Annotated in this window: 23 protein-coding genes and 1 tRNA gene; 15 read left to right on the top strand and 9 right to left on the bottom strand. The window is 59.7% G+C overall.

The annotated features are described in order from the left end of the window. Nucleotides 1–87: 87 nt before the first annotated feature. Nucleotides 88–933, bottom strand: coding sequence for an aldo/keto reductase (locus AC1ROR_RS07620; RefSeq protein ID WP_498589034.1), 846 nt, complete (start codon nt 931–933; stop codon nt 88–90). Nucleotides 934–1,096: 163 nt separating this feature from the next. Here AC1ROR_RS07620 and AC1ROR_RS07615 point away from each other — a divergent pair, with 163 nt between their 5' ends. Next, entirely contained in the window at nt 1,097–1,690 is a 594-nt protein-coding gene (locus AC1ROR_RS07615; RefSeq protein WP_142169273.1) for a LysE family translocator, read from the top strand. Between the two features lie 2 nt (nt 1,691–1,692). Here AC1ROR_RS07615 and AC1ROR_RS07610 read toward each other — a convergent pair whose 3' ends face one another. The 3 genes from AC1ROR_RS07610 to AC1ROR_RS07600 are packed head-to-tail and all read right to left on the bottom strand — an operon-like array spanning nt 1,693 to nt 3,399. Next, nucleotides 1,693–2,481, bottom strand: a complete 789-nt coding sequence (locus AC1ROR_RS07610; RefSeq protein WP_498589033.1) for an anti-sigma factor family protein — start codon at nt 2,479–2,481, stop codon at nt 1,693–1,695. Next, nucleotides 2,478–3,035: an RNA polymerase sigma factor gene (locus tag AC1ROR_RS07605; protein ID WP_498589032.1), complete on the bottom strand. Its 558-nt coding sequence runs from the start codon at nt 3,033–3,035 to the stop codon at nt 2,478–2,480. The genes AC1ROR_RS07610 and AC1ROR_RS07605 overlap by 4 nt, the downstream gene beginning before the upstream one ends. Then, nucleotides 3,019–3,399 carry a COG4315 family predicted lipoprotein gene (locus tag AC1ROR_RS07600; RefSeq protein WP_498589031.1) on the bottom strand — a complete coding sequence of 127 codons (381 nt, stop codon included), beginning with the start codon at nt 3,397–3,399 and terminating at the stop codon, nt 3,019–3,021. Before AC1ROR_RS07600 ends, AC1ROR_RS07605 begins: the two co-directional genes overlap by 17 nt. Nucleotides 3,400–3,541: 142 nt before the next feature. Here AC1ROR_RS07600 and AC1ROR_RS07595 point away from each other — a divergent pair, with 142 nt between their 5' ends. The 3 genes from AC1ROR_RS07595 (at nt 3,542) to AC1ROR_RS07585 (ending at nt 5,584) form a co-directional block, all read left to right on the top strand. Continuing rightward, nucleotides 3,542–3,901, top strand: coding sequence for an ArsR/SmtB family transcription factor (locus AC1ROR_RS07595; RefSeq protein ID WP_191855910.1), 360 nt, complete (start codon nt 3,542–3,544; stop codon nt 3,899–3,901). Further along, on the top strand, nt 3,898–4,380 hold the full coding sequence (locus AC1ROR_RS07590) for an SRPBCC family protein (RefSeq protein ID WP_498589030.1): 483 nt from the start codon (nt 3,898–3,900) through the stop codon (nt 4,378–4,380). Before AC1ROR_RS07595 ends, AC1ROR_RS07590 begins: the two co-directional genes overlap by 4 nt. A gap of 76 nt (nt 4,381–4,456) precedes the next feature. Further along, entirely contained in the window at nt 4,457–5,584 is a 1,128-nt protein-coding gene (locus AC1ROR_RS07585) for an ATP-dependent DNA helicase (RefSeq protein ID WP_035223958.1), read from the top strand. Between the two features lie 6 nt (nt 5,585–5,590). Here AC1ROR_RS07585 and AC1ROR_RS07580 read toward each other — a convergent pair whose 3' ends face one another. Then, nucleotides 5,591–6,286 (bottom strand): MerR family transcriptional regulator, encoded by a 696-nt coding sequence (locus tag AC1ROR_RS07580; RefSeq protein ID WP_498589029.1) that lies wholly within the window; start codon nt 6,284–6,286, stop codon nt 5,591–5,593. Between the two features lie 231 nt (nt 6,287–6,517). On the opposite strand from AC1ROR_RS07580, the gene AC1ROR_RS07575 reads away from it, so the two are divergent. Together AC1ROR_RS07575 and AC1ROR_RS07570 are read left to right on the top strand one after the other, a co-directional pair. Beyond that, nucleotides 6,518–7,273, top strand: coding sequence for a pyridoxine 5'-phosphate synthase (locus tag AC1ROR_RS07575; protein WP_142169283.1), 756 nt, complete (start codon nt 6,518–6,520; stop codon nt 7,271–7,273). A 71-nt stretch (nt 7,274–7,344) separates the two neighbouring features. Further along, on the top strand, nt 7,345–8,610 hold the full coding sequence (locus tag AC1ROR_RS07570; protein WP_498589028.1) for an NAD(P)/FAD-dependent oxidoreductase: 1,266 nt from the start codon (nt 7,345–7,347) through the stop codon (nt 8,608–8,610). A gap of 219 nt (nt 8,611–8,829) precedes the next feature. On the opposite strand, the gene AC1ROR_RS07565 is transcribed toward AC1ROR_RS07570, so the two are convergent. Further along, the gene (locus AC1ROR_RS07565) at nt 8,830–9,876 is read right to left on the bottom strand and encodes an NAD(P)-dependent alcohol dehydrogenase (protein ID WP_498589027.1); all 1,047 of its coding nucleotides are present in this window, start codon (nt 9,874–9,876) and stop codon (nt 8,830–8,832) included. 189 nt (nt 9,877–10,065) lie between these two features. Here AC1ROR_RS07565 and AC1ROR_RS07560 point away from each other — a divergent pair, with 189 nt between their 5' ends. From AC1ROR_RS07560 to ilvC, 3 genes are all read left to right on the top strand, one after another. Continuing rightward, nucleotides 10,066–10,974: an AraC family transcriptional regulator gene (locus AC1ROR_RS07560; protein WP_080835069.1), complete on the top strand. Its 909-nt coding sequence runs from the start codon at nt 10,066–10,068 to the stop codon at nt 10,972–10,974. A gap of 401 nt (nt 10,975–11,375) precedes the next feature. Next, nucleotides 11,376–12,029 carry a TetR/AcrR family transcriptional regulator gene (locus tag AC1ROR_RS07555; protein WP_498589026.1) on the top strand — a complete coding sequence of 218 codons (654 nt, stop codon included), beginning with the start codon at nt 11,376–11,378 and terminating at the stop codon, nt 12,027–12,029. 49 nt (nt 12,030–12,078) lie between these two features. Beyond that, nucleotides 12,079–13,098, top strand: coding sequence for a ketol-acid reductoisomerase (gene ilvC / locus AC1ROR_RS07550; RefSeq protein WP_003495030.1), 1,020 nt, complete (start codon nt 12,079–12,081; stop codon nt 13,096–13,098). A 74-nt stretch (nt 13,099–13,172) separates the two neighbouring features. Here the strand turns inward: ilvC and AC1ROR_RS07545 are convergent, their stop codons facing one another. Continuing rightward, the gene (locus tag AC1ROR_RS07545; protein WP_498589025.1) at nt 13,173–14,222 is read right to left on the bottom strand and encodes an endonuclease/exonuclease/phosphatase family protein; all 1,050 of its coding nucleotides are present in this window, start codon (nt 14,220–14,222) and stop codon (nt 13,173–13,175) included. A 108-nt stretch (nt 14,223–14,330) separates the two neighbouring features. Beyond that, complete coding sequence (locus tag AC1ROR_RS07540) at nt 14,331–14,783, bottom strand: RbsD/FucU family protein (RefSeq protein ID WP_080836733.1); 453 nt, start codon at nt 14,781–14,783, stop codon at nt 14,331–14,333. Between the two features lie 273 nt (nt 14,784–15,056). Here AC1ROR_RS07540 and AC1ROR_RS07535 point away from each other — a divergent pair, with 273 nt between their 5' ends. The 5 genes from AC1ROR_RS07535 to AC1ROR_RS07515 all read left to right on the top strand — a co-directional run bounded on the left by AC1ROR_RS07535 (nt 15,057) and on the right by AC1ROR_RS07515 (nt 21,745). After that, on the top strand, nt 15,057–16,301 hold the full coding sequence (locus tag AC1ROR_RS07535) for an aminotransferase-like domain-containing protein (protein ID WP_498589024.1): 1,245 nt from the start codon (nt 15,057–15,059) through the stop codon (nt 16,299–16,301). A gap of 332 nt (nt 16,302–16,633) precedes the next feature. Further along, a complete protein-coding gene (locus AC1ROR_RS07530) occupies nt 16,634–17,617 on the top strand; it encodes an ABC transporter substrate-binding protein (protein WP_498589023.1) in 984 nt (327 codons plus the stop codon). A 9-nt stretch (nt 17,618–17,626) separates the two neighbouring features. Continuing rightward, entirely contained in the window at nt 17,627–19,321 is a 1,695-nt protein-coding gene (locus AC1ROR_RS07525; RefSeq protein ID WP_498589022.1) for an ABC transporter permease, read from the top strand. Further along, nucleotides 19,309–20,337, top strand: coding sequence for an ABC transporter ATP-binding protein (locus AC1ROR_RS07520; RefSeq protein ID WP_498589021.1), 1,029 nt, complete (start codon nt 19,309–19,311; stop codon nt 20,335–20,337). The genes AC1ROR_RS07525 and AC1ROR_RS07520 overlap by 13 nt, the downstream gene beginning before the upstream one ends. Nucleotides 20,338–20,635: 298 nt before the next feature. Next, complete coding sequence (locus tag AC1ROR_RS07515; RefSeq protein WP_498589020.1) at nt 20,636–21,745, top strand: endonuclease/exonuclease/phosphatase family protein; 1,110 nt, start codon at nt 20,636–20,638, stop codon at nt 21,743–21,745. 16 nt (nt 21,746–21,761) lie between these two features. On the opposite strand, the gene AC1ROR_RS07510 is transcribed toward AC1ROR_RS07515, so the two are convergent. Next, nucleotides 21,762–23,501, bottom strand: coding sequence for a GGDEF domain-containing protein (locus tag AC1ROR_RS07510; protein ID WP_498589019.1), 1,740 nt, complete (start codon nt 23,499–23,501; stop codon nt 21,762–21,764). A 212-nt stretch (nt 23,502–23,713) separates the two neighbouring features. Between AC1ROR_RS07510 and AC1ROR_RS07505 the strand changes: the two genes are divergently transcribed. After that, a tRNA-Thr gene (locus AC1ROR_RS07505) sits at nt 23,714–23,789 on the top strand. Nucleotides 23,790–23,807: the final 18 nt, after the last annotated feature.

Below are 23,807 nucleotides of genomic sequence, written 5' to 3'. Positions count from 1 at the left end.
GTGGCCAAAGTACCCCCCAAGAAGCTCACATTTCGATTCAAAGGCTTGATTGCCTGATTCCGAAAAACCTCTCAATGCCCTGTTAGATCACAGCATTTCCAGCGGTATCCTGCGCGTCGGCGGCGGGAAGTCGGCGTCGAGCGCGGCCCAGTCCTCGTCGGTTATTTCAAGGTCCGTGGCGCCACGGTTTTCCTCGACTCGGGAGACGCTGGCGGATTTCGGGATGGCGATGACGCCGTCTCTTTCCAGCAGAAAGGCCAGTGCCAGCTGTGCCGGGGTCGCCTGATAGGCCTTGGCGATGCGGATGAGTTCGTGGTTCTTCAGGATGCGGCCCTGCTCGATGGGCGAATAGGCCATCAGCGGGACACCGCGCTCCTGGCACCAGGGCAGCAGCGAAAACTCTGGGCCGCGCCGCGACAGGTTGTAAAGTACCTGATTGGCGGCGCAGTTTTTGCCATCCGGCACGGCGAAAAGTTCTTCCATGTCGTCGGTATCGAAATTGGAGACGCCCCAGTCGCCGATCTTGCCGTCGCTCTTCAGCCTTTCGAAAGCCGCCACGGTTTCGTTCAGCGGGTGCTCGCCGCGCCAGTGCAGCAGATAGAGGTCGATATGATCGGTGCCGAGCCTTGCAAGGCTGCGCTCGCAGGCCTCCACCGTGCCTTTGGCGCTGGCGTTCCACGGATAGACCTTGCTGACCAGAAACACGTTGTCACGGCGGCCGGCAATTGCCGTGCCGACAACCTCTTCGGATCGGCCATCGGCATACATTTCGGCCGTATCGACCAGCGTCATGCCGAGATCGATCGCCTTGCGAATGCTCTCAACCTCCCTGGCCGCGGATGATCGGCTATCGCCCATGTTCCAGGTGCCAAGGCCAAGGGCTGGAACTTCTTTTCCGGATGGCAGGGTGACGGAAGGAATGTCGTCATACATCGGTTTGCTCCAGCGCTTGTTGATGGGACAATAGTCCTTTGTTCCGACTTCTCAAACCCGGCATGGGAATGATCGATCCATCAAAAAATTTGACTGCGCCGATCGGGTGATCGGGCTGGTTTGATGGTGGGCCAGTGGATAGGGTCTTTTCACAGGAGAAATCATGAATCCCGAAACCTTCATCGCGCTGGTGCTGTTTGCCTTCACCACCTCCATCACGCCCGGCCCGAACAATATGATGCTTTTTGCCTCCGGCGTGAATTTCGGTTTCCGCCGCACCATTCCCCATATGCTGGGCATCGGAGCCGGCTTCCTGTCGCTGCTGATCGGCGTCGGATTTGGGCTCGGTGCGCTGCTGCATTCCGTGCCTATGCTTTATACCGGGCTGAAATTTGCGGGCGGGCTTTATCTTGTCTGGATCGCCTGGAAGATCGGCACATCCCGCAGCCTGAACGAGGGGACGGCGGCCTCGGTGCCGATGAGCTTTATTGCCGCTGCCGCCTTTCAGTGGGTCAATCCCAAGGCGTGGGTAATGGCCGTGACCGCCATGGCGACCTATACGGATGAGGGACAATATTTTGTCACCGTTCTGATCGTCGGTGTGGTTTTCGCCGCCGTCAATCTGCCCAGTGTTTCAAGCTGGGCGGGCTTCGGCTCGGCGCTGCGCGACTGGCTGTCCGTTCCCGTGCGGCTCAAATGGTTCAACATCACCATGGCCGTGCTTCTCGTCATCAGCCTCTGGCCGATGCTGAAATAGGTTTAAGCGGGAAACTGACGGTAACATTCCTCTGCGATCGCCTGTACCTCGTCGCGTGTCAGTTCGGCTGACACGGCGTAACCGAGTTCGTTGTCGATCCAGTAGAAGGTCTCGATGCCATCGGCGCTGGCCATGCGGAAGCTGGTGGTGCGGTTTTCCTCATTGTGGCCGATCAGAACCGTCACCCGGCGGCCGGTCTTGTCCTGATACATCAGCATCGCGCCGGGCTTGCCGCTGACGGGAATGAGACGCCCGCCAACCAGGTCGTATCCGAGTTTGGAAAGATCGGGGATGGCGAAGGGATAACCGAGCCGCTTGCCGAGCCATGTCGCAAGATGCTGCTGCTCTCCGGCTCCGACCTCGACGGGATGGCGCACCTCGCTCGCATAGATGAGATAGGCGGATTTTGCCTGCGCGGGAATATCCGTCGGCAGCGCTGCCAGCACCACGTCCTGCGGTGTGGAGAAGGACTGCGGCAAAAGCCTGCCGGCCACGGCACCTGCGGTGAAGATCAGCAAGGCGGCTGCCGTTCGCACGAGAAGTGGTTTCAGCCGCCATGCGGGCCTGGTTTTCTTGGCAGCAAGCATCGACATGTCGTGCGGATGCGAAGCGGCATAGGCGGCAAATGTCTGTCGCAGGGTTTCGGCCTGTTTTTTCCAGTCCTCCACGCGGCTCTGCTCTTCCGGCCTCTCGGTCAGCCAGGCCTCGACAGCCGCGCGGTCATCGTCGGACAAAAGTCCGTCGACATAGGCGTGCAGATCGTCTTCGGTTATGGCCTCTAGCCTTTTCATCGTGGTCTCCGCAGGGGAATGATATTATCCGCCGCCAGATGCTGGCGAAGGGTTTCGCGGGCGCGGGACAGTCTGGACATGACGGTTCCGACCGGGATCGACAATGTCTCGGCCGCCTCCTGATAGCTGTAACCTTCCACCGTCACCAGCATCAGCACGGCGCGCATTTCGGGTGAAAGAAGCGCCAGAGCGCCGTGCAGTCGGTCATTCTCCAGCGTATCGCCGAGGGTGTCGGCAATGGCGATGCTCTCATGGCCGTCGAGGCTCTCGGACGGGTGACGTTTCTCGGCGCGGTGGCGGTTGCGATAAAGATTCGTCATTATCGTGTAAGCCCATGATTTCAGGGCCGTTCCGCGCCATTGCCGCCTGTTCGTCAGCGCCTTTTCCACGCAATCCTGCAGAAGGTCTTCGCCATCTGCGTCGGAACGGGAAAGGCTGCGGGAATAACGCCGCAGCATGGGTATAAGCGCCAGCATCTCCGTTTCGAAGCTGCCGGCTGCGGGGGAGAGGCTCCCCCGCTTTTCGTCATTCATGCCATCAGGGTTTTGCGGCATCCCATACACCGTTCATACCGTCGCCGGTGGCGTCGCCTTTTTTCGTGTCCTTGACCCAGTAATAGAGCGGCATACCGTCCTTTGCCCATTGCATCTTGCCGTCCTTGCGCGTCACGATCGAATAGGCCCCCTCGGCCTTGTCGCCCGTCGCTGCGAAAAACGGCGGCCAGTTCACCGCGCATTTGTCATAGCAATTGGATACGCCCTTCTTGTCGTTCTTGAAAGTGTAGAGCGTCATGCCTTTGTCGCCGGCAAGAACATTGCCTTTTTCGGTCTTGACCGTTTCGACCGCAGGGGCCGCATAGGCCGCTCCGGCAAAAGCCAGAACGAGGGCGGGAACGATAAAGCGGATCTTCATGGACATATCCTCCTTGGTTCGGGCGGCCTCTGCCGCCAGCACATCAAGAGACACCGCAGGATGCCGGTTTATTCCCCATTGCATCGCGATTTTTGCGATTTTTAAATTTATCCATTGAGCTAAGTGTTTTGTCGTGATAGTTAGCCTTATGGAAAACTATTCAGAAGCGCTCAACGATATCTTCCAGTCTCTCGCCGATCCGACCCGGAGGGCCGTTCTTTTGCGGCTGGGGGGTGGCGATGCGAGCATCGGCACGCTTGCGGAACCCTTCGCCATGGCCTTGCCGTCGTTCATGAAACACATCCGCCAGCTGGAAGAGGCCGGGCTGATCGTGACGCGCAAGCAGGGGCGGGTGCGGTTCTGCTCACTGGAAAAACAGCGGTTTTCGATGCTCGAGGACTGGCTGTCGCAACAGCGCGCCATCTGGGAAGGCCGCACCGACAGGCTCGAACAATTCGTCATGGCGCAACAGGACAGGCTGTCCAGCAAAGGGGAGAATGACCAATGACCGAGAGTTTCAATCCCGATCTCGACCTGAAGATTTCACGCATTATCAGGGCGCCGCGCCAGCTCGTCTGGAACGCTTGGGTCGACAAGACCAGCCTTGAACAATGGTGGGTGCCGCATCCCGGCCAATGCCGCGTCGAGAAAATGGAGCTTTACCCCGGCGGTGCGTTCGAGACGCGCTACAGTGAGGACGGCAAGGCATTCGGCGATCATATAAGCGGATGTTTTCTCGCGGTGGATCAGGAGGAGCGTCTGGTCTTCACCGATGCGCTGATCGAAGGCTTTCGTCCATCCGACCGTCCGTTTCTTACCGCCGTCATGACATTTCGCGACCACCCTGACGGCATGGAATATGTGGCCTATGCCATGCACCGAAATCCTGAAGATCGCGACAGGCATGCCGAGATGGGTTTCTTCGACGGCTGGAACACGGTTGCGGAGCAACTGGCGCAGCTTGTCGAAAGGCAGTCGGTGAATTGAGGCCTTTATTGCGGCATGATTCATCTTTCGTTCTTTTTCTGTTGCGCATGGTGCTCGAATCCTGCGATGAGGGCGCATGTTATTTTCACCGCAACAGGACGAAGCGCTGAAGGCTGTTTCCCGCTGGCTGAAGGAAGGCCGGACGCCGGTTTTCCGGCTGTTCGGTTATGCTGGAACCGGCAAGACGACGCTTGCCAAACATTTCGCGGAAAATGTCGATGGCGAGGTGCTGTTTGCGGCCTTCACCGGCAAGGCGGCGCAGGTGCTGCGCTCGCGCGGCGCCACCAACGCCCGCACCATCCATTCGCTGATCTATCGCCCGCGTGGTGAAGAAACGGTGGAAGATGAGGAAACCGGCAAGACATCCATCGCGCCGATGTTCTCCATCAACCGCCAGAGCCCGCTTGCCAAGGCGGCACTCATCATCATCGACGAATGTTCCATGGTGGACGAGCAGCTCGGCAAGGATCTGATGAGTTTCGGCACGCCGATCCTCGTGCTTGGCGATCCCGGCCAGTTACCACCGGTTTCGGGTGGTGGCTTCTTCACCGAGCAGGAGCCCGATTATCTGCTGTCGGAAATCCATCGTCAGGCCAAGGACAATCCCATCATCCATCTTGCGATGGATGTGCGGGAGGGCCGCGAGATCATGCGTGGCGATTACGGTGCAGCACAGGTGATCTCCAAATCCGAGGTGACGCAGTCGCTGGTGCTCGATGCCGATCAGGTTCTTGTCGGCACCAATCGCACCCGCCGCCGTTATAACCAGCGGCTTCGCGAGCTTAAGGGCTTTACGGCCGATTATCCGCAATCCGGTGACAAGCTGGTTTGCCTGAGGAACGATCCGGCCAAGGGCCTGCTGAACGGTTCGCTCTGGCAGGTCATGAGTTCTTCGCGCGAAACGGTGAAGCCCGGCATCAACCTGATGATCCGGCCCGAAGACGACGATATGGATCGTGGTGCTGCCAAGATCAAATTGCTGAAGGCCGCGTTCGAGGATGTGGAGACGGAAATTCCGTGGTCCACGCGCAAGCGTTATGACGAGTTCGATTTCGGTTATGCGCTGACAGTGCACAAGGCGCAGGGTTCGCAATGGAACAATGTGGTTCTCTTCGATGAGAGCTATGCCTTCCGGGACTCGCGCGAAAGGTGGCTTTACACCGCCATTACCCGTGCAGCAGAGACACTGACAATCGTTCGCTGATCGTGACTAAGCGCGGATGACGCCGAGCAGGACCGCCTTGGCGACCGCCTGAAAGCGGTTGCTGGCATTGAACTTGCCGATGATTTTCGCTTCCAGCACATTGAGGTCGCTGCCGGAAAGACCAAGGGCACGGGCGAGCCGCACCGGCGCATAACCCTCCGCCATCAGCTCCAGGCATTTCCGCTCGGCGTCGGTCAGCGCGATGTCCCTGGTTGGCGCCCGTTCCCCGGCATCCAGTCCGTCCGCATCGCTGTCGGTGACGAGCAGTTCCTCGATCTGCTGCGCCTGACGTTGAAGGGTGGAAAGCTCGGCCGTCAATTCCCTCTTTCGCTGCCTCAGCGCGGCATGGAAGACGTCATCAGCCTCTTCCTGCGAGAGCGAGCGGACCAGTTTTTCCATGATCTCGGTAATGGCGGCGACGGAAATGCCCACTTCGCGACAGACATTGATGACCGCCATGCGCTTGACGTTGCGGTGGGTATAGACCCGCATCTGGCCGATGCGTTTCGACGTCAGGAGCGCTTTCTCCTCATAAAAATGCAGGGTCCGGTGCGTGACTCCGAAGATATTGGCCATATCGGCGATGGGGACTGGTTCCGCGGGCAGGGAGGAGGGCAGACTTATATCCGGAAGGAAACCGCTGTTTCTTGAATTGGGTTTGTCCTCGTCGCCGTGTTCAAACGGCATACGGCCATCCTGCATCGTCTCCCCCTTTGCGCTCTTTGACAGTGTGCCCGTTTTTTAAGTGGCGCCGATCGCGTGTTCCCCTGCGACGACCCCTCTGATCAAGACATCATGCCAAACGCTACATAAGAACCGTAACGTGTATTGTGTGTTTTCGTTCCCGTATTCCAAAAAATTTTATCGGCCTCCTTGCGGTTGGCGTCAACCTGCGTGAAACAGGATGTCAATTCCGAACCGGAGCCCGATGTCATGCCCGCGAAACTTTCCGTCAATCTGAACGCAATTGCCATGCTGCGCAACCGTCGCGATCTTCCATGGCCGGATGTCGCGCATTTCGGGCATTTGGCACTCGCTGCGGGTGCAAGCGGGCTCACTGTACACCCTCGTCCCGACCAGCGCCATATCCGCTTTTCGGACCTGCCCGTCCTGCGCGCGCTGATCGATGACAGCTTCCCCAGCGCGGAATTCAACATTGAGGGGTATCCGACCGAGGACTTTCTCGTTCTTTGCGAAAAGACTCAGCCGGAACAGGTGACATTGGTGCCGGACGATCCGTCGCAGGCGACCTCCGACCACGGTTGGGATTTCCGCAAGCACGGCGTTTTCCTGAAAGACGTTGTGGGACGCCTGAAGGCTGGCGGCATGCGCGTCTCGCTTTTTGCCGATGGCGATGGGGAGCGCGAGCCGGTGGAACTGGCGGCGGAAACGGGTGCGGCGCGTATCGAACTTTACACCGGCCCCTATGGCGGCTGTTTTGACGATCCGCAAAAGGGCGAGGCGCTTCTCGAAAAGCTCGGGCAGACGGCGGATCATGCCAGAGCGCTCGGGCTTGCCGTCAATGCCGGCCATGACCTCACCGTCGCAAACCTGCCCAAGCTGATGAAACGTATCCCTTATCTGGCCGAGGTTTCCATCGGTCACGGGCTGACGGCGGATGCGCTGGAATATGGCATGGCTGAAACAGTCCGGCGTTTTTGTCAGGCCTGCGGTCAGGCTATTTCATAACCAAAGTCAATTTTTTTGCCTATAGTTTGCCGGCGCATGCTCCGTGCGCGAGCTTATTAAGGCAGAGACATATGCAAGAACATCATGTTGTCGTCGTGGGTGGAGGCTTCGGCGGTTTGCAACTGGTACATGGGCTGGAGGGGGCCCCTGTCCGCATTACATTGATAGATCGTCGCAATCACCACCTGTTCCAGCCATTGCTTTATCAGGTTGCGACGACGGCTCTCGCGACATCCGAAATCGCCTGGCCGATCCGCCATCTCTATCGCGACCGCAAGGAGGTGACGACCCTGCTTGCGGAGGTGAACGGCATAGACCGGGCGGCGCGGACCGTGCATCTGAATTCGGGTCAGGTCATCGGCTTCGATACGCTGGTGCTGGCCACCGGCGCCCGCCACGCCTATTTCGGCCGCGACGAGTGGGAGCGTTCCGCCCCCGGTCTCAAGACACTCGAAGATGCGACGACAATCCGCCGCCGCCTGCTTCTGGCTTTCGAACGGGCTGAACTTGCCACCAGCGAAGAGGAACGGCAGGCGCTGCTGACCTTCGTCATTATCGGCGCAGGCCCGACGGGCGTGGAAATGGCGGGCATGATCGCGGAACTGGCGCATAAGGCGCTGCCGGCGGAATTCCGCAATGTGGATACCAGAAAAACCCGGGTGCTGCTCGTCGAGGCCGGGCCTCGCGTTCTGCCGGTCTTCACGGAAGACCTTTCTGCCTATGCGAAGGAAGCGCTCGAAAAACTTGGTGTCGAGGTTCTGCTCGGTACGCCGGTGACGGCGTGCAGCGATGAGGGCGTGACGGTGGGCGAGACCTATTATCCCTGCCGCACCGTGGTCTGGGCCGCCGGCGTGCAGGCGTCGCCAGCCGCGAAATGGCTTAACGCCGCCGCCGACCGGGCAGGGCGGGCCATCGTCGGACCTCATCTCAATCTGGAAGACGATCCGAATATCTTCGTCATCGGCGATACGGCCGCCGTCAATCAGGAGAACGGCAAGCCGGTGCCGGGCATCGCACCCGCGGCAAAGCAGCAGGGCGCCTATGTCGCGAAGGTCATCAAGGCGCGGCTGGCTGGCCAGCCGTCACCATCGCCCTTCCGTTACAGCCATCAGGGCAATCTGGCGACCATCGGCAAACGCGCGGCGGTGATCGATTTCGGCAGGTTCAAGCTCAAGGGCGTGCTGGCGTGGTGGATATGGGGGCTTGCCCATATCTACTTTTTGATTGGAACGCGATCGCGGCTTGCCGTGGCGTGGAGCTGGCTGTGGATTTACCTGAGCGGCCAGCACAGCGCGCGACTGATCACCCAGAAAGAGACGTTGAAGGACGAGGCCTGAGGTAAGGCAAAGGGCGGGAAGCATCTGCTTCCCGCCTTTATGTTATGACAGCTGCACCAAACTACTCCTCCGTCATGCCGGACTTGATCCGGTATCCAGCCGACGCGGCTCTCGCGCGGCGAGAAGAGTTTTTTCAGCCCAAGGACTTGGGCTAGCTGGACCCCGGATCTAGTCCGGGGTGACGGCGTGCGGATGTGGCGTGTGTACCCAATCCAGGGATCAAGTGTCGAGCGACGCCATGTCGATGACGAAGCGGTAACGTACGTCGCTCTTCAGTACCCGCTCATAGGCTTCGTTGACGTCCTGGATGTTGATCGTCTCGATTTCCGAGACGATGTTGTGCTCGCCGCAGAAATCCAGCATGTCCTGGGTTTCCTTGATCGAGCCGATCATCGAGCCGGACAGGTTCTTCGCGCCGATGATGAGCGAGAAGGCGTGCACCGGGATTGCATGTTCCGGCGCACCGACGACAACCATGCTGCCCTTGGGCTTCAGGAGGCCGAGATAGGCGTTCCAGTCGATGGCGACGCCGGCCGTGCAGATGATGAGGTCGAAGGTGCCGGCCAGCTTCTCGAAGGTCGAGGCGTCGCTGGTGGCGTAATAGTCCTTCGCGCCGAGCTTCAGGCCGTCTTCCTTTTTCGACAGGGTCTGGGAAAGAACGGTGATATCCGCGCCCATGGCCGCGCCGAGCTTGACGCCCATATGGCCGAGGCCACCCATGCCGACAATCGCGACCTTCTGGCCGGGACCGGCATTCCAGCGGCGCAGCGGCGAATAGAGCGTGATGCCGGCGCACAGCAGCGGTGCGGAAGCATCGAGCGGCAGGTTGTCCGGGATCGACAGGACGTAACCTTCCTTGACGACGATCGAGTCGGAGTAACCGCCATGGGTCGCGGTCTTCGTGAAGGGGTCGACGTCATTATAGGTCTGGACGAGGCCGGGCATGTAGTGCTCGTTGTCGAGATCGCGGGTGGCGCAGCCGATGCAGGAATCGACGAAGCAGCCGACGCCGACATGGTCGCCGACCTTGAACTTCGTGACCTTGGAACCGACGGCTTTCACGACACCGGCGATTTCATGGCCGGGAACGATCGGGTAGACGGCGTTCTTCCATTCGTTGCGGACGGTGTGGATGTCCGAGTGGCAGATGCCGGCATATTTGATGTCGATGACGACGTCGTCATCATTCGGCTCGCGGCGTTCGAAGGTGAACGGGGTAAGCGGCTTCGACGCATCGGTCGCAGCGTAACCTCTAGCAATAGCCATCTGAATATCCTTTCGGGAGTTGGGGACGACGGAATATGCGATGGAAGCGGGACGCGGCGTTAGAGCGATCCTCCGAGCTTTTTGCACGATCCTGCAAAAATATGGTGGGGCACTCTTTGCGCGGGCCGCGCGGCTTTCTAGATAAAAGGCATCAGCCGCATCTCTGCTTTCAGTTAAGGGATTTCCCCCATGTCCTTGCCGTTCAATGTCTATCAGGAGATCGCCTCCATTGCCGCGCGGCATACCGCCGAGGACGGCGAGGTGCAGACGGCAATCGACTCTCTCGGCATCAGCCGCCGCACGACGCCCAGCGCCCCATGCCACGGCAGCTATCGCCCCTGTCTCGCCATGGTGATCCAGGGCTCGAAAAGCGTTCAGCTGGGAACCGATACCATCAATTACGGCGCCGGCGATTATCTCCTGACCTCGCTTGATCTGCCGGTAGCGTGGCGGGTGGTGGAGGCGAGCAGGGAGGTTCCGCATTTCTGCATTGCACTTGCTATCGACAGCGAAAAACTGCTCGATCTCATGCGGCGCGTGCCCATCGATCCGCCTGCGGAGCCGGCGAATGCGCAGCGCGGCATCGTCGTCAATACTGCCACGCCGGAACTTCTCGACGCGGCCATTCGCCTGTTGCGCCTGCTCGACCGTCCTGCGGACATTGCGGCCATGGCGCCGCTGATCGAGCAGGAAATCCTCTACCGTATTCTGACCGGACCGGCCGGCGGGCAGCTTATGAACATCATCGCGGCCGGCAGCCATGGCAACCGCATCGCCCGCGCCATTGCCTGGCTGCGCGAGAATTTCGCACGCCAGCTGCGTATCGAGGATCTGGCCGATCATATCGGCATGAGCGTCTCGTCCTTCCATCATCACTTCAAGACGATCACGGCCATGACGCCGGTTCAGTACCAGAAGCAGCTGCGGCTGCACGAAGCGCGGCGGCTGATGCTGCTGGAGCGGCTGGATGCAGGCACCGCCGGCCACCGCGTCGGTTACCAGAGCCCGTCGCAGTTCAGTCGTGAATATAGCCGTTTCTACGGGTTATCGCCGTCGCGGGATATCGATGCATCGCGGGAGATCAGTGCGGCTGGGTAGTTGGGAAGGTTGTGCGTCGGTTAGTGGATCGATGGCGGGTGTGGCTTACCCCCCTCTGCCCTGCCGGGCATCTCCCCCTCAAGGGGGGAGATCGACTCGCGGTGGAGTCTCGCCCATCTCAGCGTTTGCGAATGGAGCGATGTTAGGGCCTCCTGCCGATCTCCCCCCTTGAGGGGGAGATGCCCGGCAGGGCAGAGAGGGGTAAAGCCCCACCCACCATCAATCCGCCACCAACACAAAACCTCCTGATAAAGCTCCCCAAGCCGGCATTCACGCTGCACCGCACCGCGTCAATTCTCGTCCTCCCCCGAAGAATCCGCTTGACCCCAACGCTGCCTCCGCTTAAATGGCGCTCGAACCGTACCGTACGGTACATTAATCGAGCCCTGGAGTGGAAAGACTTGGCTTCCGACCCGATCACAGCGCAGGAATTTTCGCCGCGCCAGAACGCCGTTCTGGATCAGGCGTTGCGTCTATTGGTTGAGGGCGGCGAGAAAGCGCTCACCACATCGGGGCTGGCGCGCGCCGCCAACTGTTCCAAGGAAAGCCTCTATAAGTGGTTCGGCGACCGGGACGGCCTGCTGGCGGCGATGATCACCTTTCAGCAGAGCAAAGTCCGCACCTTCGAGAAGGCGGGCGACCGCGTTTCAGCACCGCAGCTTGCTGACCACCTCGAGGTTTTTGCGCATGATCTGCTGGATGTGCTGGCGGGTGACGTGTCACTGGCGCTTAACCGTCTGGCGATAGGGCAGGCGAGCCGCGATGGTTCGAAGCTCGGCGATCTGCTGCTGGAACGCGGCCGTCGCCAGATCGACCGGCGGGCGCGTGGGCTGATCGAGGCGGGTCGCCGCTCCGGCTATCTGCGTTTCGATGATGCCGAGGAGGCATATCGCAGTTTTTACGGCCTCATCGTTTCGGATCTGCATGTGCGCATGCTTTTGGGCGAGGCGCCGGACAAGGATTTTTCCACCCGGGCGAAGAAGGCGGTCGTCGCCTTTCTGACCCTCTACGGCACGGAAAAGGTACATTCGGAACTCAGCGGCAAACCCGCCTGACATTCCGGTTCAGACAACTGAGAGACAAGCATTAGGGAAGGACCATAAAATGCGCGTTTATTATGATCGTGATGCCGATCTCAATCTCATCAAGTCCAAGAATGTCGTCGTTGTCGGCTACGGTTCCCAGGGCCGCGCCCATGCGCTGAACCTCAAGGATTCCGGCGCCAAGAACGTCGTCATCGCCCTGAAGGCCGGTTCGCCGACCGTCAAGAAGGCCGAAGCCGACGGCTTCAAGGTCATGACCGTTGCCGAAGCCGCCAAGTGGGGCGACCTTCTGATGATGGCGACGCCGGACGAACTCCAGGCCGACATCTACAAGGCCGACATTGCCGGCAACATCCGTGATGGCGCTGCTATCGCTTTCGCACACGGCCTCAACGTTCACTTCGGCCTCATCGAGCCGAAGGCATCGCTCGACGTCGTCATGATCGCACCGAAGGGCCCCGGCCACACGGTTCGCGGCGAATACCAGAAGGGTGGCGGCGTTCCCTGCCTCGTTGCCGTTCACCAGAACGCTTCCGGCAACGCGCTTGAACTCGCTCTCTCCTACGCCTGCGGGGTTGGCGGCGGCCGTTCGGGCATCATCGAAACCAACTTCAAGGAAGAGTGCGAAACCGACCTCTTCGGCGAACAGGTCGTTCTGTGCGGCGGTCTCGTCGAACTCATCCGCGCCGGTTTCGAAACGCTGGTCGAAGCCGGTTACGCACCGGAAATGGCCTATTTCGAGTGCCTGCACGAAGTGAAGCTGATCGTCGACCTGATCTATGAAGGCGGCATCGCCAACATGAACTACTCGATCTCCAACACGGCCGAGTGGGGCGAATACGTCACCGGTCCGCGCATCATCACCGCCGACACCAAGGCTGAAATGAAGCGCGTTCTGCACGACATCCAGACCGGCAAGTTCACCTCCGAGTGGATGCAGGAATGGAAGGCCGGCGGCGCTCGCTTCAAGGGTATCCGTCGCAATAACGACTCCCACCAGATCGAAGAAGTCGGCGCCAAGCTGCGCGGCATGATGCCCTGGATCGGCAAGAACAAGCTGGTCGACAAGGCCGTCAACTAAGCTTCATTGCTTGTAGAAGATTGCAAGGCCGGGGCGAAAGCTCCGGCCTTTTTTGCATTGTGCCTGGTGCTCGATCACACGATGGCGTCTTCTTCTTCTTCTTCTTCTTCTTCTTCGATAACCACCGAAACCGGGAAGTGATCGGAAAAGCCACCGAGATTGACGTTTTTGACCGCATCGCCTTTCGACAGGCCGAAGCGGATCGGCCCCTCGTTCTTGCTATGGCTGACCATGGCGGCAATGGCTTCGATTTTTGCCGTTTCCTCACGCGCCTTGAAGCCGCTGCTACCGGTCAGAAGCGATCGGGAAACGAGGATCTGATCGAAGATATTGGCATCGCCGTTGAAATAGAGCGTGCCGTAGATCGTTCTTGCCGTGCCGACGGAATCGACCACCGGCTGGCGCAGGTAATTCCAGGTGAGATTGTAGAACATGGCCGATTGCGAGTTCTCGACATCGTCGCGCTCGCGGGTGGAATTGGCGTGGTAGCGCAGCGAGGCATCGGAAGGATCGTCGTTGAAGTCGCCGAAGGCGACGACGGCAATGTCGTTGCCTTTCTCTTCCCTGATACGCTGGTGCCAGTAGCCCAGCGTTTCGCCGGCCGTCATGCGAAAACCGGCGCTTTCCACCGCGCCGCCCGAGCGCGACGGCCAGTGATTGGAGAGCGCGATAAGCTGGCGGCCGCCCTTGGTGATGAAGGTGCATTGGGTAATGTCGCGCGTGCCGGTGCGGCGCATCACGAAATGGCTGAAAATCTCGTTCTCGTTGATCAGCAGCTTTTTGCTGTCATAGATGAAGGCGGTATCGATGCCGCGCTGATCCTTGCTGGAATCGGCATGCACGACCCGGTAGGAGCGCGCGGGCATGAGGTCGTTCAGATGTTCCGCCAGCGTCTCCAGAACGAAACGGTTCTCGACTTCGCAGACACCGAGCAGATCCGGTCCCGCGCCGCCGATCTGGCTTATGATCAGACCGAGCTGTTTGACCTTGGTTTTGAACAGGTCCTCGGTCCAGCCTTTCAGATCGTTCTTCAGCCGCTCGGCAATCCACGGCTCTCGCGCCGGATAACCCTCCGGCGCAAACAGGTTTTCGACATTCCAGAACGCCAGGACATATTGGGTCATGATCCGCACACCTCCGGTTGGTTTTTCAAGCCTAGTGGAAGTTTTTGCCATAACAACTTGAAATTGTCATGAAGGTGGGCGGCCGGCGCAATTTTCCCGTTTTTGGCCTTACTTCGCCGGTGGAATGACACCCTTCGTCAGAAGGAAGCAGCCATAAAATCGGGTTTCGCCCGTGCTGATGACGCAATAGGCTTTTTTTGCCTGCTCGTAGAAGGCGAAGCGCTCAATGCCGTACATGGGCGCGGATTTTCCCTCCGCGGCGTCGATTTCCTTTTGCACTTCCACCTGTACTGGCTCCAGCTGATCCGGCGCGCCCATCACTTCCATGCGGCCGACGGAAGGCTGCAGCGGCGTGTCGAGCGGCAGGACGGAGAGGATCGCCTTCATGGCGCGGGCTGCGGAGACGTTGTCGATATGCAGCACCTTGCCGACGGTGGTGTGGCGGGCAACCGAATCGGAGGGGAAGTTGGTGTCGGAGATTACCAGCGTATCGCCGTGACCCATGGCGCGCAGCGCGTGCAGGACATCGGCATTCAGCGCCGGGTCGATATTTTTCAGCATGTCGTCAAACTCCCATGATGCTTTGGCCGCGTTGCGGCGCGCGCGCAATCCAGCTGGAAAACCATGCCGCGTCAATCGCAAAGGTGTGATTGTGAAGCTTTGCGCAAGGGTGTATTTGGCTTTGTCCGCAAAATCGGGCCTTAAGGCAGGTCGGTTGCGGGCAAGGTGCAGGGAGGCAGAAATAATTCGAAAAACTGATAAGTCAGTATTGCTGACGTATCGACATTTCTGTAAAGATGCACGCATAAAAACGACACAAGAGGAAACGTACCCATGCTCAATTGGGAACAAATTTTCGCCACGCGCTCTTCGCGCATGAAAGCGTCCGAAATCCGTGAGTTGCTGAAGCTGCTCGAGCAGCCCGATATCATCTCCTTTGCCGGTGGTATTCCGGACCCGGCTCTTTTCCCCGCAGAGGAATTCCAGCAGGCTTATGCGGAAATTTTTTCGGGTTCGCAGGTAAACTCGGCGCTGCAATATTCGGTGAGCGAAGGTTACAAGCCGCTGCGCGAATGGCTGGCAGGCGAAATGGCCGAAATCGGCATCGACTGCACCGCCGATAACGTCTTCATCGTTTCCGGTTCGCAGCAGGGTCTCGATTATCTCGGCAAGCTGTTCCTGTCGCCGAAGGATACGGCGCTGGTCACCTGGCCGACCTATCTCGGCGCGCTTTCTGCCTTCAACGCCTATGAGCCGAATTACGACCAGCTGAACCCCGGCGGCAACCGCACGCCCGAGACCTACCGTGAGAATGCCGCCAAGCTCGGCGGTGCGGTGAAGTTCGCTTATCTCTCGGCCGATTTCTCCAATCCGACCGGCGAAACTGTCGATCTCGCCGGCCGTGAAAAGGTTCTGGCGCTGGCCGATGAACTCGATATCGCCGTCATCGAAGACGCCGCCTATCAGTCGCTGCGTTACGATGGCGAGGCTGTTCCGCCGATCATGGCGCTCGACATCGCCCGCTCGGGCGGCATCGAGAACACCCGTACCATCTATTGCGGCAGCTTTTCGAAGACGCTCGCACCTGGCCTTCGCGTCGGTTACATCGTCGCTTCTGCCCCTGTCATCCGCAAGCTGGTGCTGATGAAGCAGGCCGCTGACCTGCATTCCTCCACCATCAACCAGATCGCCATCGAACGTGTCGCCTCGCGCGGTTTCGACAAGCAAGTCGCCAAGATCAAGGCCGCTTACAGCGCCCGCCGCGACGCGATGCTGGCCGCGCTCGACAGATACATGCCGAAGAGTACGCGCTGGACGAAGCCGGAAGGTGGCATGTTCATCTGGGTGACGCTGCCTGAGGGGATGGACGGCGCAGCTCTGCTGGCGAAATCCATCGCCACGGAAAAGGTCGCCTTCGTTCCCGGCCGTGCCTTCTTTGCGGATGGCTCCGGCACGAATACGCTGCGCATCAGCTTCTCCTGCGCCAACGAGGCGATGATCGAGGAGGGCATGAAGCGGCTTGGCCGGTTGATCGCAACGGCGCAGGCGGAAACGGGCGAGGCGCTGCCGGCGATTTGAGGGCGGCGGTTCTCGGCAGCGGTGGAGGGTGCGGCTTACCCCCCTCTGTCCTGCCGGACATCTCCCCCTCAAGGGGGGAGATCGACTCGCGGTTAAGGTATCGCCTATCTCAACAGTTGAAAATGAAGGGGTGTCAGCGCCTTTTGCCGATCTCCCCCCTTGAGGGGGAGATGCCCGGCAGGGCAGAGGGGGGTAAGCCGCGATTGATAAGGGGCATTGTTACTCCTCACCACGATGGCGCCAACAGATCCCACTCCCAAAAATCCTGCCTGTCACATACATGTTATGCAATCATGTTTTAGCGGTCCCACCAAACAACAGGGACTGGACCCATGAAAACGCTGCTCTCCGCTTTCACCGCCATCGTATCGCTCGGCTTCATCGCCACCGCTGCCAATGCCGCCGATCTGGTGCTCTATACCAGCCAGCCGAACGAGGACGCGCAGGCGACCGTTGATGGTTTCAAGGCCGCCAATCCCGGTCTTGAAGTCGAATGGGTGCGTGACGGAACGCCGAAGATCATGGCCAAGCTGATGGCCGAGATCAGCGCCGGCAATCCGGTTGCCGACGTGCTGTTGATTGCCGACACCGTGATGCTCGAGCGCATGAAGCAGGCTGGCCAGTTGCTGGCCCACAAGTCTGCCGAAGCCAAGAACATCGATGCTTCGCTTTATGATGCGGACGGCTTCTATTACTCCACCAAGCTCATCACGACGGGCATCATGTACAACACCGCTGCCGCGATGAAGCCGACGAGCTGGAAGGATCTGGCCAAGGCTGAAGCCAAGGGTCTCGTGACCATGCCGAGCCCGCTGACCTCGGGTGCGGCGCTGATCCATGCGCAGACGCTTGCTGCTGCCGATGGTCTCGGCTGGGACTATTACAAGCAGCTGAAGGCCAATGACGCCATTGCCGGCGGCGGCAACGGCGCGGTTCTGAAGTCCGTTGCATCGGGCGAAAAGGCCTATGGCGTGGTCGTCGATTACATGCCGATCCGCGAAAAGGCCAAGGGCGCGCCGGTCGAGTTCGTTTTCCCGGAAGAGGGTGTTTCGGCCGTCACCGAGCCGGTCGCGATCATCAAGGGCACCAAGCACGAGGAAGCCGCCAAGAAGTTCGTTGACTACGTGCTTTCGGAAAAAGGCCAGCAGGGCTTCGTCAAGCTCGGCTACATCCCTGTTCGTGCCGATGCCGGCATGCCGGAAGGCTTCCCGGCCCGCGACAAGATCAAGGTTCTGCCGCTCAGCGCTGCTGATGCGCTGAAGAACTCCGAACAGGACCTGAAGACCTTCTCCGATATTTTCGGCTCCAAGGGCTGATAAAGCGGAATGACCCGTTCCAATGCCTATGGAAGCAGCCAGCCGCGCTGGCTGTTTCCTTTTGTGGTCAGCGTTGTTTTTGCGCTCAGCGCCCTGCCGCTAGGGCGGCTCGCCTATACCGGTATCATATCGTCACTTAATGGTGACATATGGCGACTTCTCGCCGATCCCGCCCTTTGGGATGCGGCGTTGAACACGCTCTCCACCTCGTTTTTCGGCATGCTGATTTCGCTTTTGATCGGCGGCGCTTTCGCACTTGCGCTGACGCTCTGCGACATCCGCGGCAAGTCGATCCTGAGTTTCCTGTTCATGCTGCCGATGATGATCCCGCCGCAGGTGACGGCGCTGTCGTGGATCGGCATGACCGGTCCTTCGAGCACGCTGTTGAAGGCCTTCGGCCTTGCGCCGCCGATGGGATCGCCGCAGCCGCTTTATTCGATTGCGGGCATCGCGCTTCTGCTCGGCGTGCAACATGCACCGCTCGTCTATCTGTCGCTGCGCGCCGGTCTGCTGGCCTTGCCGCAGGATGGCATCGAGGCCGCCAAGCTCTCCGGCGCTTCACCGCGCCGCGTGCTGTTCGATATCATCCTGCCGCTGTCGACGCCGGGATTGATCGCCGGGGCGGCGATCTCCTTCGTCTCCAGTGTCGGCAATTTCGGCATTCCGGCGATCCTCGGCATTCCCGCCTCGATCTTCACCCTGCCGACGCTCATCTACAGTCGTTTTGCCAGTTTCGGCACCAGCACATTCGGCGATATCGCCATTCTCTCCACCATGATCGCCATCATCTCCGTGGCCGGGCTTGCGCTTCAGGAACGGGCGATGAAGGGCAGGGACTATCGCATCATCGGTCTTTCCGGCAAGGCGGCGACCTTCCGGCTTGGGCTGTGGCGGGTACCGGCGGAGCTTGCCCTGTGGCTCGTGCTGTTCTTCATGCTTGTGGCGCCGCTGACGGCGCTGGTGGCAAGCTCGCTCGCGCCCGCCTATGGCGTGCCGCTCAACCTCAAGACCGCGACGCTGCATGCCTATGAAGAATTGCTTTACCGCCAGAGCGTGACGCGTACCGCCTTCCGCAATTCGCTATTTTTGGCGACGGCCACCTCGCTTTCCCTGCTGGCGGTGACGGTGCTCACGGCCTATTTTCTAGTGCGCGGCAAGAGCCGTTTCATGTTCCTGCTCTCGGCGTTGGTCGATATTCCCTATGCGCTGCCGGGGGTGGTGATTTCCGTCTCCTTCGTGCTGCTTTTCGCCGCTCCCATCCCGCTTGTCGGCATCACGCTTTACGGCACGATCTGGATCATTCTGCTCGCCTATTTCTCCTCCTTCTTCGCTGTCAGCCTCAAACCCATGGTCAGCGCCTTCCTGCAATTCGATCCGTCACTGGAAGAGGCAGCAAGGCTCTCCGGCGCCGGTTTCTGGCGACGGTTGAAGGATATCATCCTGCCGCTGGTCGGGCCTGCGGCGGGGGCATCGGTCATCCTCGTTTTCCTGATCGCCTGCAATGAGCTGACGGTCTCGGCGCTGCTGTGGTCGGCCGGCACCCAGACGCTCGGCGTGCTCATCTACAATCTCGATGACAGCGGCAGCTTCGATCTTGCCTCGGCACTTTCGGTGCTTGTCGTCATCATGGTGATTTTCCTCATGGCTCTGCTGGAAATTCTGGGGCGCTATCTGCCGAAAGGAGTGGTCCCTTGGCGAAACTGATCCTCAACCGCCTGTCGAAGAGTTTCGGTGCCGGTTCGAAACCAGCCGTGGACGATGTGTCGCTGACGGTACGTGACGGCGGTTTTCTCGCTTTGCTCGGGCCTTCCGGCTGCGGCAAGACGACGGTGCTGCGCATGATCGCCGGTTTTGAACAGCCGACCGACGGTTCCATCCTGCTCGGTGAGCGGGTGCTGGCCGATGCCGGCAGCATGGTGCCGCCGGAGCGGCGCAACATGGCGATGGTGTTCCAGTCCTATGCGCTGTGGCCTCATATGTCGGTTGCCGACAATGCCGGTTATCCCTTGAAGGTGCGCGGTATTTCGGGCGAGAAATATCGCGAGAAGGTGCGCCAGGCGCTTGCCGCCGTCCGCCTCGAGAGCTTCGCCGATCGCCGTCCCGCCGAATTGTCCGGTGGCCAGCGGCAGCGCGTGGCGCTCGCCCGCTGCCTTGTTACCGAGCCTGACGTGGTGCTACTCGATGAGCCGCTCGCCAATCTCGATCGGCATCTGCGGCAGGAGATGGAGGAGACGTTTCGCGAGTTCCACATCCGCTCCGGCGCGACGATGATTTATGTCACCCACGATCAGGCGGAAGCCATGGCGCTGGCAACCGATGTCGCCGTGATGTCGCAGGGCAAGCTGTTGCAGGTCGCGCAACCAGCGGAGCTTTATGCGCGGCCCGAGGGCAGGCTGGTCGGCTCGCTGGTGGGGCAGGGGGCGATCGTGACATTGCCGGTGCCGGAAGGGACTTCGCGCGACTTTGGTTGGGCAGAACTTCGGGCGGCGATGGAGAGCGGAACCGGATCGCCGCAGGCGGATATTCTCGTTCGGCCGCAGGATGTGGTGCGGGATGCGGAGGGCATCGCCTGCACCGTCACCTCGGTTCTTTATGAGGGCGAGCGTTATGCCCTGCGTCTCGACCTGCCGGATGGGCAGGTGCTGAGGGCCTATTCGCGCGAAGCGGTTGCAGTCGGGGACCGTCTGCCAGTGGCCATTCGCGCGGCGTGGCGGCTTTAGAGGTGGTGTCACGGGCGACCTGTCGATGCAATAATACGGCAGATCTCGCTTCTCCTATTTTATTGGGTTCCCCGTCATTCCGGCCCTGAGCCGGAATCCAGCCGACGCGCGTCTGCGCGGCGAGAGAGTCCTTTCAGCCCAAGGACTTGGGCTGGCTGGATACCGGCTCAGGGCCGGTATGACGGAGAGAAATTCAGCAATGGGAAAGAGGTAGGCAGCGCCGCACTCGTGCGAGAACACTCCACTGGCGAAACGGGTCTGGAATCGCTAATCTTGGTATTCAAAACAGGGATCATTCATGTCGCTTCGGCTTGCCACCTTCAATATCGAAAATCTCCTCACCCGTTTCGATTTCACCGGCTTTCGCAACCAGACGCGGCGCGACAGGGCGATCCAGCTTTTCGATATCAGGGACGAGGCTACCTATCAGGCGCTGGAAAGCGCGCGGATGGTGTCTTCCACCGACGATACGCGCCAGCTTTCGGCGCTGGCCATCGCCGATGCGGATGCCGATATCCTCTGCCTTCAGGAAGTGGACAACATGGCCGCGCTGCAGGCCTTCGAATATGGCTATCTCTATCGCATGGTCGGCAATGGCTACCTGCAGAAATATCTGGTCGAGGGCAATGACAGCCGCGGCATCGATGTCGCAGTTGTCATGCGCGAGGAGACGCGGGACGGCGACAGGATCGAGGTGGTCGATATCAAGAGCCATGCGGCGCTGACCTATCGCAATCTCGATCTCTTCAATCCTGCACTTGCCGCCACAAACCAGATCGACGACAAGATCTTCAAACGGGATTGTCTGGAAATCGATCTGAGGATCGGCGGCAAGCCGCTGACGCTTTACGTCACGCATTTCAAATCCATGACCAATGCCCGCGATCCGGTCGATGCCCGGCTCGCCACCATGCCGATCCGTGAGGCGGAGGCCATGGCGGTTCGTCGCATCATTGAAAACCGCTGGGGCGCCGGCAATACCCGCAACAAGAATTTCGCTATCTGCGGCGACATGAACGATTATCAGGAGCGCGTCGTGATTTCCGGCGACAGGCGCAATGGCTACAGCTTCAACCCCGTCGAAGAGGCGAGGAGCGCGCTCGATATCTTCACGGCTGACGGGTTTGTGACCAATCCGATGTCGCGCCGCGACGTGATGGATCGCTGGACGCTTTATCATTCCCGCGGGCCGCAGGAACAACACCTGTGCCAGCTCGATTATATCTGGCTTTCCCCGCATCTTGCGCAGATCAACGCCACAAGGGTTCCCGAAATCATCCGCGCCGGCCAGCCTTATCGCACCGTGTTTCCGCCGGGGCAGGAGGTGGAGCGTTATCCGCGCACCGGCTGGGACCGCCCCAAGGCCTCGGACCATTGCCCGGTGGTGATGACACTGGATTTGATCTAGCCTGAGGCTCGGCCGGCTAGCCGTTGGCGACCTTCGGAAAGTATGTTGCCCAGACCCTGTTTCGGCCGGCGCGCTTGGCTTCGTAAAGCCGGTCGTCGGCAATGGCGATCAGCTCGTCCCAGCTGTTGATCGTGCGCGCTTCCTGCCAGACAACGCCGAAACTTGCCGTGAGCGACAATCCGCTTTGTTCATCGACAATCTGGGCTTCGATCAGCCGGCGAAGCCGGTCGGCGGTGGCTGTCGCCGTGGCATGGCTGACATCCTGCAGGACGACAACGAATTCCTCGCCACCATACCTTGCCAGAATATCGTGCTTGCGCAAAGCACCCCTTAGTAACCCCGCAGTCTTTTGCAGCGCGAGGTCGCCCATGGCATGGCCATATCTGTCGTTGATGGATTTGAAATGATCGATGTCAACAATCATGACGCCAAGAGCCTGAAACTGGTCTTCGCCGGTCAGCATCGCGCGAACGGCTTTTTCCAATGCGCGGCGGTTGAATACGCCGGTCAGGGCGTCGGTTTCGGAAAGCGTGCGCAACTGTTCGGCCAGCGCCCGCTGCTGGTTCTCCATTTCCCCCTTCTGGCGTAGCTGCTCGCGCAGGAAATCGAGTTCCTGGAACATCTTCTTCACTTCGGGTGCAACTTTATCCTGATAGCTCGCTTCGGAGAGATCGCCATCGGCAATCGCGGCAATCTGCGCCCGGACAGATTGCATGGGCTGGAACAGCGCTGTCCTGTAGACCGATGCGAGCCGTAGCAGGACCAAAACCGCGATGCAGGCGATGAACAGCGAAACCCCGCCATAGATCAGCGCCTCCTGCTTCTTCTTTTCGATCCTTGCCCGGGTTTCAGCGAGAATAAGGTCACGCAGCGTATCCGATGACCGCATGCCGAGAATGTAATTTTCCGAGAAACCACGAACGCTTGGACGGGCGGATGGCATGACGATCGCGATCGTGTTCTGCGCGTAGCGAAGGGCCTGGCCGAAGTAGTATGTTTCAAAATCGCGAAATGCCTTGTCGAGGCGCGGTGTCGACAGATAAGCGGCGGTATAGTTCCACAGCGATGATTTCAGCAGCATGAGGCTCTGCATCTCGGTGTCGAATTTTGCGCGATAGCTTAATTTGTCCTGTGAGTTTGCCTGCAGGCTCATGACCACGTAAGAGCCAAGGCGGCCGATCCTGTCCCGCATGACGCCGGCCGTGCCGGTCATTGCGATGTCGATCGCTACATCAGGCGTCTTCATGATGATGGCGCGCGCTGCCCTGCCGCGAAGCAGGTTGACGCTATCCGCCGCCTTGAACATCAATTGAATGGCATTGGACATGGCGCTGTAGCTGCGTGCATCGGGCGCAAGTGCGGCCACCTGATCCACCGCCTCTCGCGATTGCGCCAATTTTCGGCGGGTTTCGGCGAGCGCTTTCGCCAGTTCGGGCTGAGCCCTCATCTCCACGGCGAAGGCAGCTTCGAGCTGAGACAGCCTGTCGTCCGTCGCTTTGCGTGCAGCAGCAAGCCCTTGCACCAGCTTTGCATCCGCAGAAGATGCTCCCATCAGATTGTTGGCAGGGCCGCGTTCGGCCGATACCAGCCAGGCGGAATGGAGAGCGGTTTCGAAGCGGCTCAGCTGCTCGGCATTGTTGCGATAACGCAGATAGTTGGAAACGCTCGGCAGCGCGGCAAGTGTGGCCAGCAGGATGGAACTCACGGCGATGATGATCGTGCCTGTCAGCTGTATTTTCTGTATGCTTGCGCGCATCGGATGCGTTATTCCCGCTGGGATGGTTATGGGTTATCGCTATTTTAGGCGCAGCACGTAAATACTTCGCTTATTTTTCAGGCCTTTCGCTGCGATTGCGGCCATGCCAGCCGTCCCGCGGGCTTGGTGTGGAAAACATGTCCACCGATGGCATGCGGACAATTTTCGCTTTACACGAAGTCAGAATCTGATAGTTGGCAAGGCACTGGATTGCCCTTGTAGCTCAGTTGGTAGAGCACCTGATTTGTAATCAGGGGGTCGCGGGTTCGAACCCTGCCGGGGGCACCAGTATTTTCAACGGCTTGG

Source organism: Agrobacterium sp. GW821-FHT14E08 (assembly GCF_058803865.1).
The sequence above is the reverse complement of the archived record's forward strand: the minus strand, read 5'-3'. Positions and strand labels throughout refer to the sequence as shown.

Coding starts and splice junctions, on each gene's coding strand:
- AC1ROR_RS07610 (WP_498589033.1), bottom strand. CDS start 2,481: ATGAAAAGGCTAGAGGCCATAACCGAAGACGATCTGCACGCCTATGTC.
- AC1ROR_RS07545 (WP_498589025.1), bottom strand. CDS start 14,222: ATGACCCAATATGTCCTGGCGTTCTGGAATGTCGAAAACCTGTTTGCG.
- AC1ROR_RS07510 (WP_498589019.1), bottom strand. CDS start 23,501: ATGCGCGCAAGCATACAGAAAATACAGCTGACAGGCACGATCATCATC.
- AC1ROR_RS07615 (WP_142169273.1), top strand. CDS start 1,097: ATGAATCCCGAAACCTTCATCGCGCTGGTGCTGTTTGCCTTCACCACC.
- AC1ROR_RS07580 (WP_498589029.1), bottom strand. CDS start 6,286: ATGCAGGATGGCCGTATGCCGTTTGAACACGGCGACGAGGACAAACCC.
- AC1ROR_RS07570 (WP_498589028.1), top strand. CDS start 7,345: ATGCAAGAACATCATGTTGTCGTCGTGGGTGGAGGCTTCGGCGGTTTG.
- AC1ROR_RS07565 (WP_498589027.1), bottom strand. CDS start 9,876: ATGGCTATTGCTAGAGGTTACGCTGCGACCGATGCGTCGAAGCCGCTT.
- AC1ROR_RS07575 (WP_142169283.1), top strand. CDS start 6,518: ATGCCCGCGAAACTTTCCGTCAATCTGAACGCAATTGCCATGCTGCGC.
- AC1ROR_RS07535 (WP_498589024.1), top strand. CDS start 15,057: ATGCTCAATTGGGAACAAATTTTCGCCACGCGCTCTTCGCGCATGAAA.
- AC1ROR_RS07525 (WP_498589022.1), top strand. CDS start 17,627: ATGACCCGTTCCAATGCCTATGGAAGCAGCCAGCCGCGCTGGCTGTTT.
- AC1ROR_RS07605 (WP_498589032.1), bottom strand. CDS start 3,035: ATGCCGCAAAACCCTGATGGCATGAATGACGAAAAGCGGGGGAGCCTC.
- AC1ROR_RS07620 (WP_498589034.1), bottom strand. CDS start 933: ATGTATGACGACATTCCTTCCGTCACCCTGCCATCCGGAAAAGAAGTT.
- AC1ROR_RS07600 (WP_498589031.1), bottom strand. CDS start 3,399: ATGTCCATGAAGATCCGCTTTATCGTTCCCGCCCTCGTTCTGGCTTTT.
- AC1ROR_RS07560 (WP_080835069.1), top strand. CDS start 10,066: ATGTCCTTGCCGTTCAATGTCTATCAGGAGATCGCCTCCATTGCCGCG.
- ilvC (WP_003495030.1), top strand. CDS start 12,079: ATGCGCGTTTATTATGATCGTGATGCCGATCTCAATCTCATCAAGTCC.
- AC1ROR_RS07590 (WP_498589030.1), top strand. CDS start 3,898: ATGACCGAGAGTTTCAATCCCGATCTCGACCTGAAGATTTCACGCATT.
- AC1ROR_RS07540 (WP_080836733.1), bottom strand. CDS start 14,783: ATGCTGAAAAATATCGACCCGGCGCTGAATGCCGATGTCCTGCACGCG.
- AC1ROR_RS07585 (WP_035223958.1), top strand. CDS start 4,457: ATGTTATTTTCACCGCAACAGGACGAAGCGCTGAAGGCTGTTTCCCGC.
- AC1ROR_RS07530 (WP_498589023.1), top strand. CDS start 16,634: ATGAAAACGCTGCTCTCCGCTTTCACCGCCATCGTATCGCTCGGCTTC.
- AC1ROR_RS07595 (WP_191855910.1), top strand. CDS start 3,542: ATGGAAAACTATTCAGAAGCGCTCAACGATATCTTCCAGTCTCTCGCC.
- AC1ROR_RS07515 (WP_498589020.1), top strand. CDS start 20,636: ATGTCGCTTCGGCTTGCCACCTTCAATATCGAAAATCTCCTCACCCGT.